Genomic DNA, 16,227 nt, shown 5'->3' on the forward strand with positions numbered 1-16,227 from the left:
CCGGCGGACGACCCCGCCGGACACGCGTCATTCGGTGCTGCCGAGCACCCCTCGCAGCTCCTCCGGCAGCAGTTGCTTGCAGGACTGCTGGGCCTCGCTGGTGAGCGCGTCGCTGCGGCAGGTGTAGTAGTCGCTGTAGACCATCTGCGCCGTGAATCCGGCGGCGACCACCGCGAGCGCGAGGGACGCCGTGACCAGGCCGCTGACCGCGGCGGTCGTCTGGGGGCGGCCGCCGGTCCGCGCGGGGGCCGGGCTGTCCGGGTCGGGGGTGCGCGGCTTGGCGCGCAGGCTGCTGATCCCCCAGTACAGGGAGAGCGCGCCCAGGAGCAGGGCCACGTAGGGCCAGCTGAACAGGGAGAAGAAGAAGGCCCACATGCCGGAGAGCAGTGCGTAGCGGGCGCGGCGCTGCGCCGGGTCCGTCGGGTCCCAGCGCATGTTCGGGCCCGGGGTGCCACCCGGTCCGGGGCCCTCGGGGCCGCCGCGGGGCTGCCGCTCACCGAAGCCGCCGCCGGACGAGCGGCCGGGCTGGCGGTCGCTCCACTGGCTGCCCCACGGGGACTCGCCACCGTCGTCCTGCCCCTGCGCGTCGTCCCCGCCCGAGGGGTGGCGGGGCTGCCAGGGCCGGTCCGGGGTGCCCTCGGGGGGTGGTGCGAAGGGGTTGTCGTCCTGCTTCCGGCCGTCGCCCCGCTCGTCGTCGCCCTGTTCGCCGGAGGGCGCGTCGGGCGGTGAGGAGGGGCGCTCCCGCAGCAGCACGCCGCTGTGCGCCCCTCCCTGCACCGGATGCGGGAGGAGCGTGTGGAGTCGCAGGCTGCGGTCCGGCATCAAATCGAGCGTCTTCCCTGTGGTCGGCTGCTGTCTGGGCGTCTGAGCTGTCTGGGCTGTCTGGGCTGTCTGGGCTGTCACTTCGAGAACGTGCCGGACACCGCGCACGTTCCCGAGCCGCCCCAGCGAAGACGCTACCTTCCGGCGGGGCACCCGTCCCATGGGGGCCGTACCCGGGTGCCGGTATCGTTGCTGGCGGTCGGCTGCTTCGTAGACTTCCCCGTATCCCGGGGCGCGACGCATTCGTATGAACGCACAAGCGGTGCTCGTCGTGCCGCCGGCCGCGAGAAGAACGCACCCCCGAGAAAGGGCTCATCGTGGCCGCCAAGCCCGTGGCCAAGCGCCTCGTCGTGCTGGTCTCCGGATCCGGCACCAACCTCCAGGCGCTGCTCGACGAGATCGCCGCCGTCGGATCCGAGGCGTACGGCGCCGAGATCGTGGCCGTGGGCGCCGACCGGGACGGCATCGAGGGGCTCGCCCGGGCCGAGCGCGCCGGGCTCCCGACCTTCGTCCGCAAGGTGAAGGACCACGGCAGCCGTGAGGAGTGGGACGCCGCGCTCGCCGAGGCCGTCGCCGCGTACGAGCCCGACCTCGTGGTCTCCGCCGGTTTCATGAAGATCGTGGGCAAGGAGTTCCTGGCCCGGTTCGGCGGCCGGTTCATCAACACCCACCCCGCCCTGCTGCCCAGTTTTCCCGGCGCCCACGGCGTCCGTGACGCCCTCGCGTACGGAGCCAGGGTCACCGGCTGCACCGTCCACTTCGTCGACGACGGCGTCGACACCGGGCCGATCATCGCTCAGGGCGTGGTCGAGGTCCGGGACGAGGACGACGAGAGCGCTCTGCACGAGCGCATCAAGGAAGTCGAGCGAAGGCTGCTCGTCGAGGTCGTGGGGCGGATCGCCCGCAACGGCTATCGCATCGAGGGACGAAAGGTAGTTATCCAGTGACCGCCGAGAGCAACAAGCGGGCCATTCGACGGGCGCTCGTCAGCGTCTACGACAAGACCGGTCTGGAAGACCTCGCGCGCGGCCTGCACGAGGCGGGTGTCGAGCTCGTCTCCACCGGCTCCACGGCCGCGAAGATCGCCGCGGCCGGCGTCCCCGTGACCAAGGTCGAGGAGCTCACCGGCTTCCCCGAGTGCCTGGACGGCCGCGTGAAGACGCTGCACCCGCGCGTGCACGCCGGCATCCTCGCCGACCTGCGTCTGGACAGCCACCGCGAGCAGCTCGCCGAGCTGGGCGTCGAGCCGTTCGACCTGGTCGTCGTCAACCTCTACCCGTTCCGCGAGACCGTGGCCTCCGGGGCGTCGCCCGACGAGTGCGTCGAGCAGATCGACATCGGCGGCCCGTCGATGGTGCGCGCGGCCGCCAAGAACCACCCGTCGGTCGCCGTCGTCACCAGCCCCGACCGGTACGCCGACGTCCTCGGAGCCGTCCGCGACGGCGGTTTCGACCTGGCCACCCGCAAGCGGCTCGCCGCCGAGGCGTTCCAGCACACGGCGGCCTACGACGTGGCCGTGGCGAGCTGGTTCGCGTCCTCCTACGCCCCCGTGGACGACTCCGGCTTCCCGGACTTCCTCGGCGCCACCTGGGAGCGCGAGAACACCCTCCGCTACGGCGAGAACCCGCACCAGCCGGCGGCGCTGTACGTCGACGGCACCGGCAGCGGCCTGGCCAAGGCCGAGCAGCTGCACGGCAAGGAGATGTCGTACAACAACTACACCGACACGGACGCCGCGCGCCGTGCCGCGTACGACCACGCCGAGCCCTGCGTCGCGATCATCAAGCACGCCAACCCGTGCGGCATCGCGATCGGCGCGGACGTCGCCGAGGCGCACCGCAAGGCCCACGCCTGCGACCCGCTGTCGGCGTTCGGCGGTGTGATCGCCGTGAACCGGCCGGTCAGCAAGGAGATGGCCGAGCAGGTCGCCGAGATCTTCACCGAGGTCATCGTCGCGCCCGACTACGAGGACGGCGCCCTCGAGGCCCTCGCCAAGAAGAAGAACATCCGCGTGCTGCGCTCCCCCGAGCGCCCCGGCAACCCGGTCGAGGTCAAGCCCATCGACGGCGGTGCCCTCCTCCAGGTCACCGACCGTCTGCAGGCCGAGGGCGACGACCCGGCCCACTGGACCCTGGCGACGGGCGAGGCGCTCTCCGCCGGGGAGCTGGCCGAGCTCGCGTTCGCCTGGAAGGCGTGCCGGGCCGTGAAGTCCAACGCCATCCTGCTCGCCAAGGACGGCGCCTCGGTCGGCGTCGGCATGGGCCAGGTCAACCGCGTCGACTCCGCGAAGCTGGCCGTGGAGCGGGCCGGTGCCGAGCGCGCCCAGGGCTCGTACGCCGCGTCCGACGCCTTCTTCCCCTTCCCGGACGGCCTGGAGATCCTGCTCGAGGCCGGTGTGAAGGCCGTGGTCCAGCCCGGCGGTTCGGTCCGTGACGAGCTGGTCGTGGAGGCCGCGAAGAAGGCGGGCGTCACCATGTACTTCACCGGCACGCGCCACTTCTTCCACTGAGCCGCGCCCACGCCGACGAGGGCCCGCCGACCGCGCGTCGGCGGGCCATCGAGTACGGTCGCGGACGCTCGACGAGGCGTCCGGGTTGTACGTGTACCGACTGATTGCCCGCGCCTCACAGGTGCGCTTCCATCCCCGCAGAGCCCCGGCACCTGCCTTCTGGGGGAACAGATGTAAGAACCGAGCGCGATACGGGACGGCGCAGGGCGTTACGTGCGGCCGACGCGAGCAGCTCCTGCGGCCGGCCGTCAGCACGACGGCCACGTCGTCGCCTCCGTCCCCTACGCCACCAACCTCGCGCCCGGCGACCCCGACGACGACACCGATCTGTTCGTCCGTGACCTGCACACCGGAGCAGACGTTCTCGCCACCCCGAACCGGGACGGCGACCCCGGCCAGGCCGTGGACGCCCGGACGCACGCCCGTGCGCGGACCGTCGCCTTCTCGGACTTCGACGACGAGCGGTTCGTGCCGGGAGACACGAACGGCGTTCAGGACGTGTTCGTACGACGGCTGTCTGGATCGAAGTACGGCAACGCACCAGGGCCGTGTCTCCCCTCGTACGGATGAGACACGGCCCTTGGAGCAGGAACGGTGCGCGAACTGTTCAGTAGCGCGGGCGCGCGAACCAGGCCGTGCCGCTTGGCACCACCGGGGCGGCCGTGATGATCGCGCCGAACACGACCCACAGCAGCGGGAAGATGACCGCGGAGGCCATGCCCGAGTCGATGCCGACGAAGAGCAGCAGCAGACCGACGATCGTGCCGAGCGCGCCGTAGACGACCGTGGTGATACGGACACCCTGGCCGCCGCGGCCGAACTTGACGCCCAGCGTGATGGACAGCGCCGCCAGCGCGAGCACGAAGATCGCGATACCGGCGATGAGACCGGCCGCGGCGTCGCCGAAGTCGCTGATACCCCTGAACGGGTCGTTGGAGGACGAGCCCAGAGAGTCCGCGGAGTCCGAGACGTCGTTCACGAACGCGGCGACGTACAGGTAGATCAGGCCGAGGATGATCTGGACCGCGGAGATGATGTACAGGAAGACGCGGGCCGTCACCAGCAGGCCCGGCATCGACTGCGGCACCATGTTGGCGCCCGGGTAACCGGGGTACGCCTGCGCCTGCGGGTAGCCGTAGGGCTGCTGTGGAGCGGCGTAGCCCTGCTGCGGCGGGATGCCAGGCTGCTGCGGGGCCTGCTGGGGGTAGCCGTAACCGGGAGCGGTCGGCGGCTGCTGGGGCGGGGGCCCGTAAGGGTTGTTCGGATCGCCGAAACTCATGGCGGTGTTTCCTCCGTTTTTTGCCGAATGTGCGGGGACGACGAGCGGCACGGTCGGAGGAAGGTTCTACAGATGCGGTTCGTCCCCCCGGCACAGCCCGCGGCACTGTGCCGACAATCGTTCTTCAGTGGCTGAGTCGTTGTCCAGCCACATTCCGCATGTGTTGTGCAAGTGCAACAGAACCGATCATGGTCGGATACGGCGGACAGTCCCCTGGGGACCCGGATTGGAACCGTGGGCCGGTCATCCGCGAGGATGGGGGCATGACCGCCCAGATTCTCGATGGCAAGGCCACCGCAGCCGCGATCAAGTCCGACCTGACCGCCCGCGTGGCGGCGCTGAAGGAGAAGGGCGTCACGCCCGGCCTCGGCACGATCCTGGTCGGGGACGACCCCGGCAGCCAGAAGTACGTCGCCGGCAAGCACCGCGACTGCGCGCAGGTCGGCATCGCCTCCATCCAGCGCGAACTGCCCGCCACCGCCACGCAGGAGGAGATCGAGGCGGTCGTCCGCGAACTGAACGAGGACCCGGCCTGCACCGGCTACATCGTGCAGCTCCCGCTGCCCAAGGGCATCGACGAGAACCGCATCCTGGAGCTGATGGACCCGGACAAGGACGCCGACGGCCTGCACCCGATGAACCTGGGCCGTCTCGTCCTGAACGAGCCCGCCCCGCTGCCCTGCACCCCCAACGGCGTCCTCACCCTGCTGCGCCGCTACGGCGTGGAGATCAAGGGCGCCGAGGTCGTGGTCGTCGGCCGCGGTGTCACCATCGGCCGCCCGATGCCGCTGCTGCTGACCCGCCGCAGCGAGAACGCCACCGTGACCCAGTGCCACACGGGGACACGCGACCTGTCGTCCCACCTGAAGCGAGCGGACATCATCATCGCCGCCGCCGGCTCCGCCCATCTGATCCGCCCCGAGGACGTCAAGCCCGGCGCGGCCGTCCTCGACGTCGGCGTCTCGCGCAGCGCCGAGGGCAAGATCGTGGGCGACGTCCACCCCGGTGTCGCCGAGGTGGCCGGCTGGATCTCCCCGAACCCCGGTGGTGTGGGCCCGATGACCCGGGCGCAGCTGCTGGCCAACGTGGTCGAGGCGGCGGAGCGCCGTGCCGGCTGAGGGCGGCGCCGACGGCGCGGACGACATCGAGGTCCGGGATCCGATCAGTGCGCCGGACGCGGACGGCACGCCCCGGCGGACCACCCGGCGCTTCCCGCTGTTCACCAAGGACACGGCCCGCCCGGAGGGCGGCGGCCGGGCGGCTCCCGGTGACGCCCCGGCCCCCGCCCGGCAGTGGCCGGTGCTGCTCGTCTGCGGGCTGGTGGCCGTGGGCCTGCTCGTGACCGCGCTCGATGCGTTCCGGGCCGGCACGCTGCTGATCGGCGGTGCGCTGCTCCTCGGCGCGGTGCTGCGCTGGCTCGTGCCGAGCGTCGGCATGCTCGCCGTGCGCTCCCGGTTCACCGACATGGTGACGTACGGCGTGCTGGGACTCGTGATCGTGCTGCTGGCGCTGATGGCCCAGCCGAAACCGCTGCTGACCGTCCCGTTCTTCAAGGACGCGTTGCACTTCACGGTAGACAACTGAGACACCGCGTACGACGGCGGCCCGTCCCCTCCCCCGAAGAGGGACGGGCCGCCGTCGTACGCCAACCCTCGGGCACGGCGGAGTCCCTGTTCAACGCCTGTCCGGGCGCTGTGGCACGGAAGTGACCGTTCCGCTACGCCCCGCGCACCGGGAACCAAGACGCGCCGTCGAGTCGTCACCCGAACGAGTCCGTTCGGAGGTGAGCGATGGGTGCGTGGCAGCCGCTGCCCGAGGGTCTGCCGCCGGAGGTGCGGCACTTCGTGGAGCAGTTACGGCTGCTCAAGGACCGTACGGGCCTGAGCCTGGTCGCGCTGGGCGCGCGCACCGCGTACAGCAAGTCCTCCTGGCAGCGCTACCTCAACGCCACCAAGCCGCCGCCCCGGCAGGCCGTCGTCGCGCTGTGCCGGGTCGCCGGGACCGGGGCGGAGGAGGCGGAGCGGTTCGGGGTGCGCTGGGAGCTGGCGGTCAAGGTGTGGCCGAAGCGGACGACGCCCCCGGGGAAGCCGGAGGGCACCGAGCCGGCCGACGCCGCGCTCCCGGTCCCCGGGAGGCCGGCGGCTGACGACGCCACGCTTCCGGTCCCCGGGAGCCCCGCGGCGACCGGCGCCGAGCGGGGCCGCGGCGACGACTACGAGGACGAGCCGACCCTGCCGTGGTGGGACGCGCCCCTGCTGGCCCGCCCGTCCCCGTCGAGGCGGCTGCTGACGGCGGCCGTGGTGCTCGCCGCCCTCCTGGCGCTGACCGCGCTGATCGGCGCCCTCGCGTTCGGCTGAGCCGGATGCCAGGGGCCCCGCGTCCTGCCGTGCCCTCCGGGGTGAGAGCTCGTGCGTGTGTCCGAAAGCGCCGCCCGCGACCCGAGTGATCTTCTATGTGCGTTCCATGTGGCGATGTGTTGACACGTTCGCGCATGTACGAGCAAGCCGTTCGACGGGCGGGCTAGCGTGGTCGATCGGGACGGTCCGGGGCGTCCCGGAGGACTGCAAGGGCTTACTACCAGGGTTGCGTGGGCCGGCCGGGGGAGCCGGTGGAACACTGGACGCGACCTGACGGGCGTGCGACGGTGCATGCCCACGGTCCCGATGCTCCCGTGCGCCCCCACCCCGGGAACTGAGATCCTTAGTGGGCGCATCCCTGTGGGTAGCCACACCGGGGACTCGGCAGAGGGCACCACGCGCGGGGGAATCGCGAGTAACACCAGCACCAACCGGGGGAAGAGGGGGGACAATGCCTCGTTGGAAGGACTTGCCGGATGAGATGGATCCGCAGGTCAGAGAGTTCGCGAGCCAGTTGCGCAGACTCGTGGACCGCAGTGGTCTGAGCATCGCCGCGCTCGCCGACCGCACCGGCTACAGCAAGACGTCCTGGGAGCGGTATCTGAACGGGCGGCTGCTCGCGCCCAAGGGCGCGATCGTGGCGCTCGCCGAGGTCACGGGGACCAACCCGGTGCACCTGACGACGATGTGGGAGCTGGCCGAGCGTGCCTGGAGCCGTTCGGAGATGCGCCACGACATGACCATGGAGGCGATCCGGATCTCCCAGGCCCGCGCGGCGCTCAGCGAGTTCGGCCCGCCGCCGGCCAACGCCAAGGACGGCGCGAAGACGGGCAGGGCGGCCCGCCGGGGCGGGAGCGCCACGGCGGCCCCCGGTGTGGCCGGTCCGGCCGGTGTGTCCCCCTCGGTGCCCGTCCAGCCCTCCGCCCCCGATGTGCGGGACTCCTCGGGCCGTCCGGGCCCGGCGCGGGATGCCGGCGACGCCCGGGACGCCGAGTCCTCCGGCGGCAACTCCTGGGGTATGGCGGGCTATCGGGGCCCCGCGCCGACCGGCGCCGGGCGTGCCCCGGCGGCACCCGGCGCGTCCCCGGCGCCGGGCGGGGCTCATCCCCCGGGTACGCAGGGTTCGTTCGGGGAGCCGCCGCAGGGCCCCCGGGCCGACCGGCGGGCCACCGCCCCTGCCGGGGCGGGCAAGCGACGGGTGACGATGTTCCTCGCGGGCGTCGTCGGTGTGCTGGTCGTCATCGGCCTGGCCCTGTACCTCACCGGCAGCGGCAGCGGGAAGAAGGACGACGAGGCCGCCCGGTCGCCCTCGCCGAGCGCCACCACCGGCCAGGACCTGCCGACCGGGGTGAAGTGCAGCGGTGACTCCTGCACCGGCAAGGACGCCGAGGCGATGGGATGCAGCGGCGACCTGGTGACCACCGCCAAGACCGCGACGGTCGGCACGGCCGTGGTCGAGGTGCGCTACAGCGAGACGTGCGGCGCCGCGTGGGGCCGGGTCACCCAGGCGTCGCAGGGAGCCGAGGTCTCGGTCGAGGTCGGCAAGGCCAAGGAGACCGGCTCCATCACGACCGCCGGTGACACGATCGCCTACACGCCGATGGTGGCGGTGAAGGACGCGGGCGAGGCCGTCGCCTGTGTGGCCCTGCCGGCCGGACAGGACGGCTGCACCCAGTAGCGGACCGCCCCGCCCCGCCGCCTTCGCGGCCCGCCCAGGGCCCGCGAGGAAATCCGGCGGGGCAGGAATGGGCGCCGGATTCCTGGGCACGCGAACCGATACCCCCACGGGAGTCCGGCATCGGTACCCCCACCCGGCGGCCGCCAGGTTCTGCTCTCCCGGACCGGTGGCCGCCCCCCTCTTCCCCTCGCCCCAGGTCACTTCCGCGCCATCCCGGCGACTCTGTGGGCCGGGCCACAGGGACCCGGCCGTGCGCGCTCCCGGATGCGCGATAGCCTGACCGGTGGATCTCTCGACGCCAAGAGATCGATCATCCTGACGTCCCGCACCCCGGGGCGGGGACGACCCACCGACAGCTGTCCTACGGAGAACGCCATGACCCGCACTCCCGTGAACGTCACCGTCACCGGCGCGGCCGGCCAGATCGGTTACGCCCTGCTCTTCCGCATCGCCTCAGGCCAGCTGCTCGGCGCGGACGTGCCGGTCAAGCTGCGGCTCCTGGAGATCACGCCGGCCCTGAAGGCCGCCGAGGGCACCGCGATGGAGCTCGACGACTGCGCGTTCCCGCTGCTCCAGGGCATCGACATCACCGACGACCCGAACGTCGCCTTCGACGGCGCCAACGTCGGTCTGCTCGTGGGCGCCCGCCCCCGCACCAAGGGCATGGAGCGCGGTGACCTCCTGGAGGCCAACGGCGGCATCTTCAAGCCGCAGGGCAAGGCCATCAACGACCACGCCGCGGACGACGTCAAGATCCTCGTCGTGGGCAACCCCGCGAACACCAACGCGCTCATCGCGCAGGCCGCCGCCCCGGACGTACCGGCCGAGCGCTTCACCGCGATGACCCGCCTGGACCACAACCGCGCGCTGACCCAGCTCGCGAAGAAGACGGGCTCGTCGGTCACCGACATCAAGCGGCTCACCATCTGGGGCAACCACTCCGCCACCCAGTACCCGGACATCTTCCACGCCACCATCGCCGGCAAGAACGCCGCCGAGGTCGTCAACGACGAGAAGTGGCTGGCCGAGGACTTCATCCCGACCGTCGCCAAGCGCGGTGCCGCGATCATCGAGGCCCGCGGTGCGTCGTCGGCCGCCTCCGCCGCCAACGCCGCCATCGACCACGTCTACTCCTGGGTCAACGGCACCGCCGAGGGCGACTGGGTCTCCATGGGCATCCCGTCGGACGGCTCCTACGGCGTCCCCGAGGGCCTCATCTCCTCCTTCCCGGTCACCGTGAAGGACGGCACGTACGAGATCGTCCAGGGCCTGGAGATCAACGAGTTCTCCCGCACCCGTATCGACGCCTCCGTCAAGGAGCTCGAGGAGGAGCGCGAGGCGGTCCGCGCCCTCGGCCTGATCTGACGGGTCCGACCCGACTCACCACCACCGGTCCCCGGGCGGCGGCAGCTGCCCGGGGACCCGTGCGTTCTCCGCCCGCTCACGGCAACGCCGCGGGAGACGGTGCAGGAGCTGCGCAGGAAACGTGAGTGCCAGGGGCGAGACGTCGGCTTCAGGTGACCGGTGTCACAGCGGTGTCCTATGCTGGTCGATCCTGGCCTGCTCAACTCCCGTGCGGTTCAGCGCAGTTGATCCATGGCCAGGGAACCACAGACTGCAACGACTGGTTTTGCGTCGGGGGGACGATCCATGACCCAGCCGCAGCTCCCGCCCCAGCGGGCGCCGGAGCCGAGACCCGGAGAACGCCGTCCGGTCGATCCGGCGCGGAGCGAGGCGTGCCGGCTGCTGTGCGCGGGGACGTATCTGCACGTCGGCTACCGGGACGCGGTGATCGACGAGCTGTACGTGCACCGCGAGCGGTTCGCCGCTCCCTCCTACGGCTTCGACGCGGCCCGGGTCCTCGCCCACGCCCTGCGTGCCCGCCGTCAGGAAGTGGCCTGGGCGGCCGGCATGGCCGGCCTGTGGGTGGTCGCGGCGCTCCTCACCAAGTGGCTGATCATGGTGGTGATCTTTCCGATCCTCCTGATCGCGCTGGGCCGCCGGCTGGGCGGCGGCCGTGCCGTCGACACGTACCTTCCGCAGCAGTTCGGCCTGATCCGCCGCCTTGTCGCCTTCACGCTGCGCTGGTACGGGCGTCTCACCCTGATCGGCGTGTACGGCGTCCTCATCCGGGTGCTGATCGCCGGTCCCGAGGAGGCCGCGTCCGACGGGTACGTTTCCGACTCCTTCAGCGATTCCGGTGACGGCTTCCTCGGCTCGTCGGACAGCGGCGGCTCCAGCTTCTTCGACCTGCTGACCGGCGACGTCGCGGGCCTCAACCGCTTCACCGCCGCGTGCCTGCTGGTCCTGCCGCTGCTGCTCGCACTGCTCAGCGTGGGGCAGCGCGGTCAGTTCGCGCGCACCCTCGCGGGCGAGCTGTCCAAGCAGCGTTTCCCGGACGTCGCCGGCGACCCGGCCGAGGCCGCGACCGGGCCGCGGTTCCGTGAACTGAGCCGCCGTATCCGCCAGGAGCAGCACGCGCCGCTGATCCTCTACGCGAAGTCCGATCCGTTCCGTGGCGCGGGCGTGCCGTTCGAACCGTGGTCCCTCTCGATCGAGCTGCGCCCCCGCGAGACGAGTGACGGCGACTCGCCGATCGACGCCCTCACCAAGCCCGGGGCGACGCCCGCGCCCGCGGAGCCGCTCGACAACGACACGGTCCTGAAGAAGATCGAACCGCTGCTGCAGGAACTGCGCGAGCCGTCGGCCCGCACGTCCCCGCAGGCGGCCGACTCCGTGCTCGACCGGCTGCGCGAACTCGTCGTGGACGAGTGCGTGTTCCTGCCCGCGGAAGGGCTGCCGGGCCGGATGGCCTTCCCGTACACGCCGGAGACGTACGCGATGCACCGCGCCGACGCCGTCGAGGAGGGCGGCGAGCAGCGGCGGCACTTCCTGCGCGTCCGGGTCGGCGGCTGGGACGAGGAGATCGTCGTCACCGTCTTCGTCCGCGTCCACACCCAGGGCGGGATGCTGATGCTGGAGGTCGCGCCGCACGTACTGCCGCCGGTCGACCCGCTGTTCGCGACCGCCGACAGGATGGCGCACGAGCATCTGCACCGCGGCGGTTTCGGTCGCTACGTCTTCGCGCTGCTGCGCGTCCCGGCCGCCACCGGCGACGCCCTGCGCATCCTGGTCCGCGCCGTCGCCCAGCAGTGGCGCCAGCTCACCGGCGTCCACGCGGACACGCTGCCGGACGGGCCCGGCGCCTCCGTGCGGGAAGTGGGCGCGGACGACCGGGCGACCCTCTTCCAGGAGATGGACGTCGCCCGCTATCTGAAGTCGATCCAGGACCGGATCGCGGGCGGGGTCCGTCAGGCGCTGTGGAACGCGGGGTACGACATCGCGGAGTTCGAGCAGAAGGTCACCAACGTGTTCAACAACAGCGGGACGTTCGTCGGAGGCTCCGTCCAGGGCAACGGCATCGCCATCGGCAACGACAGCAAGGCCACCGCGTCGGCGGGCAAGCCGTCCGGGGCTTCGCCGGCACGTGCCGGCGGCGCGTCGAAGTAGCGGCGGACGCCGAGGCACCAGCAGACAACGGGAGGACGACATGAACCAGTCACCGGCGGGCGACGCCCAGGGCTCCGGCACGTATGTCGGGGGATCCGTCACCGGCAACGGCATCGCGGTCGGTGCGGGAGCGAGCGCCAGTTACACGTCGACGTCGGCCCCGGCCGACGAGTCGTACCAGGCGCTGCTCCAGGCCGTCCGCGAGCTCGGCGAGGACCTGAGGAGATACCCGGTCACGCCCGAGACGCAGGAACTCTCCGCGAGCCTGGAGGAAACCGAGCGGCAGGTGACCACCACCGGCCAGGCCCAGCCGGGCGTCCTCGCCCGGCTCCGTACGGCCCTCGATGCCGCGGCCGGCGTCCTCGGCGCGATCACGTCCGCGACGGCCCTCGGTACGGCCGTGGCCGGACTCATCGGGGGCTGAACGATGGGGGGCGGGGGCGCCGGCGAGGTCCGGTGGAACAAGGAGACCCAGTCGTGGGTGCCGGTGGGCGCGGACGGTCACCCCGCCCCGCCTCCGCCGCCCGCGAGTCCCGTTATGCAGCCCGGGACGGACGGTGGGGCGGACGGCTCCGGCGGCGGGGCGCCGGGGGAGTGGCACACGGCTGCTCCGCCCGGCTGGCCCCTGCCGCCCTCCGTACCGCCCGGGGCGCCGGGCGGCCGGCGCGGCAGAGTCGTCGCCGTCGCGGTCGTGGCGGCGGTCGCGGTCACCGCGCTGGCGGCCTGGCTCGCGGTCGGCGGCGCGGGAGACGACGGCGACGACAAGGCGGGCGGCACCGCGTCGGGCACGGCCGCCGCCTCCGGGGACGGCCGGACACCGCCCTCGAACGCCACGTCCGACGGGGCCGAGCCCACCGATGACAACTTCTCCGCCGCGTCCGAGTCACCCGACGTACCGTTCGGCCACCGCCTGGTCCAGGACCCCTCGGGCTTCACCACCGTGGTCCCCGAGGGCTGGACCCGCAGCGAGCGCGACGGCGGGGCCGTCGTCTTCTACACCTCGGCCGACGAGCGCGGTCTGCTGCAGATCTTCGAGGTGGTCGAACCGGACTTCACCCCCGACGACGCCTTGGACGAGGCCTTCGGCAACCTCTCCGGGCAGCCGGGCTTCACGGAGATCAGCCGCGGACCCGTCCCCGACGAGACCGACGCGAGCGAGCTCGTCTACGAGTACGACAGCAAGGACCTCGGCGAGCGGGTCAGGGCCGTCGACCGGGTGTTCCGGACGGACGACGGCCATCTGTACGCCATGGTCGTCCGTGGCACGACGGACGAATGGCCCGCGACACAGGAGACACTGCGCAACGCCAGGTCGGCGTTCACACCGAGCTGAGGCAGCGCCGGCGCCGGAGCGGCCCCGGCGCCCAGGCGGCCGGGCGTCACCCGCCGCCGGGCCGCCCGGGCAGCCGCTTCTCGAACCAGTGGTCGCCGTACACGTCGTCGTTGTAGGCCGGGATCTCCGTGTACCCGCACGCCCGGTACATCGCCTGCGCCTCGGTGAGCGCGACGTGCGTGTCCAGGCGTACGACGCTCAGACCGCGGGCGGCCGCATCCTTTTCGAGCACCGTCAGCAGCCGGCGCGCGAGGCCCAGGCGGCGGGCGCCCCGGTGCACCCAAACATGGCGGATCTCCCCGACGCCCGGCTCCAGACGCCGGAGCGCGCCACAGCCCACGGGGCGGTTCTCCTCGCGGGCGACGAAGAACGCGCCGGCGTCGCCGGACACCTCCTCGGGCCGGACGAGGGCGGCCCGGTCGAAGCCCTCCGGGAACCGCCCGTCAAGTTCGTCGGCGTACGCCTCCAGACAGGCGCGGGCGTCGGGCGCGGCCCCGTCGATGAGGGTGACGGTGATCGCTGCGAGGCGCAGCAACCGGTGGGCCGTGGCCAGGGCGCCGGTCAGCTCGGCGCGCTGGGCGGTGCCGAGCCCTTCCAGGAGGGCGGCGGCGACGGCGCTCGCGCGCCGGTCCTGCTCCGTCACCTCGACTCGGCCCGCCGGGGTCGGTTCGAGCACGCGCAGCCGGTTGTCGCGCGGGTCCGGGGACGAGCGGACCATGCCCTGGCGCTCGAGCGCCTTGATCATGCGGCTGAGATAGCCGGCGTCCAGCCCGAGGCGGGCGCGCAGCTCGCGCACGGTGGCGCCGTCACCGATCTCGAACAGCAGCCGGGCCTCGCCCAGCGGGCGGTCCTGGCCGAGGTAGTGGTCGTCCAGGACGCCGATGCGGCGGGTGAAGTAGCGGTTGAAGCGGCGGAAGGCCGTCACCTGCTCCGCCGAGACTGGCTCCATGGTCCTTGACTTTAGTCAAAGGTTCCGCGAACGGCCAGGGCTGGAGTGGGGGTTTTTGTCCAGGTGTGGGCGGATGTTCCGTGACCCGGCGCACTTTCGTTCGGCGATCGCGCATGCAAGCGAGGGGTGCGGGCAGGTGCACTCGGTCCCGTGAGTGACGGCTGTGTGACGCACGGGTTCGAGACAGGAACGGAAGGCAACACCGATCATGGCGGACAGTACGGAACTGAAGGCACGCGGCACCATCCACGTGGGAGGGGAGTGGCGCGGCGCCGTCTCCGGCGCGACGCGCGAGATCCTCGACCCCGCGGACGCGACGCCGTTCGCCGTGGTCGCGGAGGGCGACGAGCAGGACGTCGACCTGGCGGTGGAGGCCGCCCGGCGCGCCTTCGACGGCGGCCGGGGCGAATGGCCGCGCACCCCCGTCGCCGACCGCGCGGCCCTGCTGCGCCGGGTCGCCGATCTGCTGGTGCGCGACCGCGAGAAGCTCGGCCTGCTGGAGAGCCGCGACGCCGGAAAGACCGTCGAGGAGGGACGGGTCGACATCGACTGCGTCGCCGACGCCTTCCGGTACTTCGCCGACCTGGTCGCCGCCGAGGCCCCCGGCCGGGTCGTCGACGCCGGTTCCCCCGACATCCACAGCGTCGTCGTGCACGAGCCGGTCGGCGTCTGCGCCCTGATCACGCCGTGGAACTATCCGCTGCTCCAGGCCAGTTGGAAGATCGCCCCGGCGCTCGCCGCCGGGAACACCTTTGTCGTCAAGCCCAGCGAGATCACCCCGCTGACGACGATCGCCCTGATCGACCTGCTCGTCGAGGCGGGCCTGCCTGCCGGTGCCGCCAACATCGTCACCGGCCCCGGCCACTCCGTGGGCGCCCGGCTCTCCGAGCACCCCGACGTCGACCTGGTCTCCTTCACCGGCGGTCTGGCGAGCGGCACCAAGGTGGCGCAGGCCGCCGCGCCCACCGTGAAGAAGGTCGCGCTCGAACTCGGCGGCAAGAACCCCAACGTCGTCTTCGCCGACGCCTGCGCCACCGACGAGGGCTTCGACACCGCCGTCGACCAGGCCCTGAACGCCGCCTTCATCCACAGCGGCCAGGTCTGCTCGGCGGGCTCCCGCCTCATCGTCGAGGAGTCCGTCCGGGACCGCTTCGTGAGCGAACTCGCCCACCGGGCGCAGAAGATCCGCCTCGGCCGCGGCACCGCCGACGGCGTCGAGTGCGGCCCGCTCGTCTCCGAGCAGCAGCGCGACAAGGTCGAGGCGTACGTCGAGTCCGCGCTCAAGGAGGGCGCCGTCCTGCGCTCCGGCGGCCGGCGCCCCGAGCCGTCCGCCGACCGCCCGGCGAGCGGCTGGTTCTACGAGCCGACCGTCCTCGACCACTGCCACCGCGAGATGCGCGTCGTCCGCGAGGAGGTCTTCGGCCCGGTCCTCACCGTCGAGACCTTCAGCACCGAGGACGAGGCCGTCGCCCTCGCCAACGACACCGAGTACGGCCTTGCCGGCGCCGTGTGGACCGCCGACGCCGGCCGGGCCCGCCGGGTCGCGGGACGGCTGCGCCACGGCACCGTCTGGATCAACGACTTCCACCCCTACCTCCCGCAGGCGGAGTGGGGCGGCTTCGGCAAGAGCGGCGTGGGACGCGAACTCGGCCCCTCCGGACTCGCCGAGTACCGGGAGACCAAGCACGTCTACCAGAACCTGGCCCCCCAGCCGGTCCGCTGGTTCTCCGGCTGACATCTCCCTCCCCTTCGCACCGCTCCTCACCGCGCGAGACTTCGCAAGATCCCTG

At 72.3% G+C, this 16,227-nt stretch carries 15 protein-coding genes; 12 read left to right on the forward strand and 3 right to left on the reverse strand.

Annotated features, from left to right (window positions below):
• Positions 1 to 27 precede the first annotated feature (27 nt).
• Complete coding sequence (locus tag ACFRAC_RS11075) at positions 28 to 822, reverse strand: hypothetical protein (protein ID WP_382923407.1); 795 nt, start codon at positions 820 to 822, stop codon at positions 28 to 30.
• Between the two features lie 317 nt (positions 823 to 1,139).
• Between ACFRAC_RS11075 and purN the strand changes: the two genes are divergently transcribed.
• From purN to ACFRAC_RS11090, 3 genes are all read left to right on the forward strand, one after another.
• The gene (purN, locus tag ACFRAC_RS11080) at positions 1,140 to 1,769 is read left to right on the forward strand and encodes a phosphoribosylglycinamide formyltransferase (RefSeq protein WP_382923409.1); all 630 of its coding nucleotides are present in this window, start codon (positions 1,140 to 1,142) and stop codon (positions 1,767 to 1,769) included.
• Positions 1,766 to 3,331, forward strand: a complete 1,566-nt coding sequence (gene purH, locus ACFRAC_RS11085; protein WP_382923411.1) for a bifunctional phosphoribosylaminoimidazolecarboxamide formyltransferase/IMP cyclohydrolase — start codon at positions 1,766 to 1,768, stop codon at positions 3,329 to 3,331. Before purN ends, purH begins: the two co-directional genes overlap by 4 nt.
• A gap of 213 nt (positions 3,332 to 3,544) precedes the next feature.
• Positions 3,545 to 3,901 carry a hypothetical protein gene (locus ACFRAC_RS11090; protein WP_382923413.1) on the forward strand — a complete coding sequence of 119 codons (357 nt, stop codon included), beginning with the start codon at positions 3,545 to 3,547 and terminating at the stop codon, positions 3,899 to 3,901.
• Between the two features lie 37 nt (positions 3,902 to 3,938).
• Here ACFRAC_RS11090 and ACFRAC_RS11095 read toward each other — a convergent pair whose 3' ends face one another.
• Positions 3,939 to 4,610, reverse strand: coding sequence for a hypothetical protein (locus ACFRAC_RS11095; RefSeq protein ID WP_382923415.1), 672 nt, complete (start codon positions 4,608 to 4,610; stop codon positions 3,939 to 3,941).
• 263 nt (positions 4,611 to 4,873) lie between these two features.
• Here ACFRAC_RS11095 and ACFRAC_RS11100 point away from each other — a divergent pair, with 263 nt between their 5' ends.
• The 8 genes from ACFRAC_RS11100 to ACFRAC_RS11135 all read left to right on the forward strand — a co-directional run bounded on the left by ACFRAC_RS11100 (position 4,874) and on the right by ACFRAC_RS11135 (position 13,488).
• Complete coding sequence (locus ACFRAC_RS11100; RefSeq protein WP_382923417.1) at positions 4,874 to 5,728, forward strand: bifunctional methylenetetrahydrofolate dehydrogenase/methenyltetrahydrofolate cyclohydrolase; 855 nt, start codon at positions 4,874 to 4,876, stop codon at positions 5,726 to 5,728.
• Positions 5,718 to 6,194 carry a DUF3017 domain-containing protein gene (locus ACFRAC_RS11105; RefSeq protein WP_382923419.1) on the forward strand — a complete coding sequence of 159 codons (477 nt, stop codon included), beginning with the start codon at positions 5,718 to 5,720 and terminating at the stop codon, positions 6,192 to 6,194. The genes ACFRAC_RS11100 and ACFRAC_RS11105 overlap by 11 nt, the downstream gene beginning before the upstream one ends.
• A gap of 206 nt (positions 6,195 to 6,400) precedes the next feature.
• Positions 6,401 to 6,967 (forward strand): helix-turn-helix domain-containing protein, encoded by a 567-nt coding sequence (locus ACFRAC_RS11110; RefSeq protein ID WP_382923421.1) that lies wholly within the window; start codon positions 6,401 to 6,403, stop codon positions 6,965 to 6,967.
• A 451-nt stretch (positions 6,968 to 7,418) separates the two neighbouring features.
• The gene (locus ACFRAC_RS11115; RefSeq protein WP_382923423.1) at positions 7,419 to 8,645 is read left to right on the forward strand and encodes a DUF2690 domain-containing protein; all 1,227 of its coding nucleotides are present in this window, start codon (positions 7,419 to 7,421) and stop codon (positions 8,643 to 8,645) included.
• A gap of 375 nt (positions 8,646 to 9,020) precedes the next feature.
• Positions 9,021 to 10,010: a malate dehydrogenase gene (locus ACFRAC_RS11120; protein ID WP_382923425.1), complete on the forward strand. Its 990-nt coding sequence runs from the start codon at positions 9,021 to 9,023 to the stop codon at positions 10,008 to 10,010.
• A 285-nt stretch (positions 10,011 to 10,295) separates the two neighbouring features.
• Entirely contained in the window at positions 10,296 to 12,155 is a 1,860-nt protein-coding gene (locus tag ACFRAC_RS11125; protein ID WP_382923427.1) for a hypothetical protein, read from the forward strand.
• A 40-nt stretch (positions 12,156 to 12,195) separates the two neighbouring features.
• Complete coding sequence (locus ACFRAC_RS11130) at positions 12,196 to 12,579, forward strand: hypothetical protein (RefSeq protein WP_382923429.1); 384 nt, start codon at positions 12,196 to 12,198, stop codon at positions 12,577 to 12,579.
• Positions 12,580 to 12,693: 114 nt separating this feature from the next.
• Complete coding sequence (locus ACFRAC_RS11135) at positions 12,694 to 13,488, forward strand: hypothetical protein (protein ID WP_382923431.1); 795 nt, start codon at positions 12,694 to 12,696, stop codon at positions 13,486 to 13,488.
• Positions 13,489 to 13,534: 46 nt separating this feature from the next.
• On the opposite strand, the gene ACFRAC_RS11140 is transcribed toward ACFRAC_RS11135, so the two are convergent.
• The gene (locus tag ACFRAC_RS11140; protein ID WP_382923433.1) at positions 13,535 to 14,437 is read right to left on the reverse strand and encodes a GNAT family N-acetyltransferase; all 903 of its coding nucleotides are present in this window, start codon (positions 14,435 to 14,437) and stop codon (positions 13,535 to 13,537) included.
• A gap of 208 nt (positions 14,438 to 14,645) precedes the next feature.
• On the opposite strand from ACFRAC_RS11140, the gene ACFRAC_RS11145 reads away from it, so the two are divergent.
• A complete protein-coding gene (locus tag ACFRAC_RS11145) occupies positions 14,646 to 16,172 on the forward strand; it encodes an aldehyde dehydrogenase family protein (RefSeq protein WP_382923435.1) in 1,527 nt (508 codons plus the stop codon).
• Positions 16,173 to 16,227: the final 55 nt, after the last annotated feature.

It is taken from the genome of Streptomyces sp. NPDC056628, from assembly GCF_042792555.1.
Classification (GTDB): domain Bacteria; phylum Actinomycetota; class Actinomycetes; order Streptomycetales; family Streptomycetaceae; genus Streptomyces.

Coding starts and splice junctions, on each gene's coding strand:
- ACFRAC_RS11125 (WP_382923427.1), top strand. CDS start 10,296: ATGACCCAGCCGCAGCTCCCGCCCCAGCGGGCGCCGGAGCCGAGACCC.
- ACFRAC_RS11075 (WP_382923407.1), bottom strand. CDS start 822: ATGCCGGACCGCAGCCTGCGACTCCACACGCTCCTCCCGCATCCGGTG.
- ACFRAC_RS11120 (WP_382923425.1), top strand. CDS start 9,021: ATGACCCGCACTCCCGTGAACGTCACCGTCACCGGCGCGGCCGGCCAG.
- ACFRAC_RS11130 (WP_382923429.1), top strand. CDS start 12,196: ATGAACCAGTCACCGGCGGGCGACGCCCAGGGCTCCGGCACGTATGTC.
- ACFRAC_RS11135 (WP_382923431.1), top strand. CDS start 12,694: ATGCAGCCCGGGACGGACGGTGGGGCGGACGGCTCCGGCGGCGGGGCG.
- ACFRAC_RS11110 (WP_382923421.1), top strand. CDS start 6,401: ATGGGTGCGTGGCAGCCGCTGCCCGAGGGTCTGCCGCCGGAGGTGCGG.
- ACFRAC_RS11145 (WP_382923435.1), top strand. CDS start 14,646: ATGGCGGACAGTACGGAACTGAAGGCACGCGGCACCATCCACGTGGGA.
- ACFRAC_RS11140 (WP_382923433.1), bottom strand. CDS start 14,437: ATGGAGCCAGTCTCGGCGGAGCAGGTGACGGCCTTCCGCCGCTTCAAC.
- ACFRAC_RS11095 (WP_382923415.1), bottom strand. CDS start 4,610: ATGAGTTTCGGCGATCCGAACAACCCTTACGGGCCCCCGCCCCAGCAG.
- ACFRAC_RS11115 (WP_382923423.1), top strand. CDS start 7,419: ATGCCTCGTTGGAAGGACTTGCCGGATGAGATGGATCCGCAGGTCAGA.
- ACFRAC_RS11100 (WP_382923417.1), top strand. CDS start 4,874: ATGACCGCCCAGATTCTCGATGGCAAGGCCACCGCAGCCGCGATCAAG.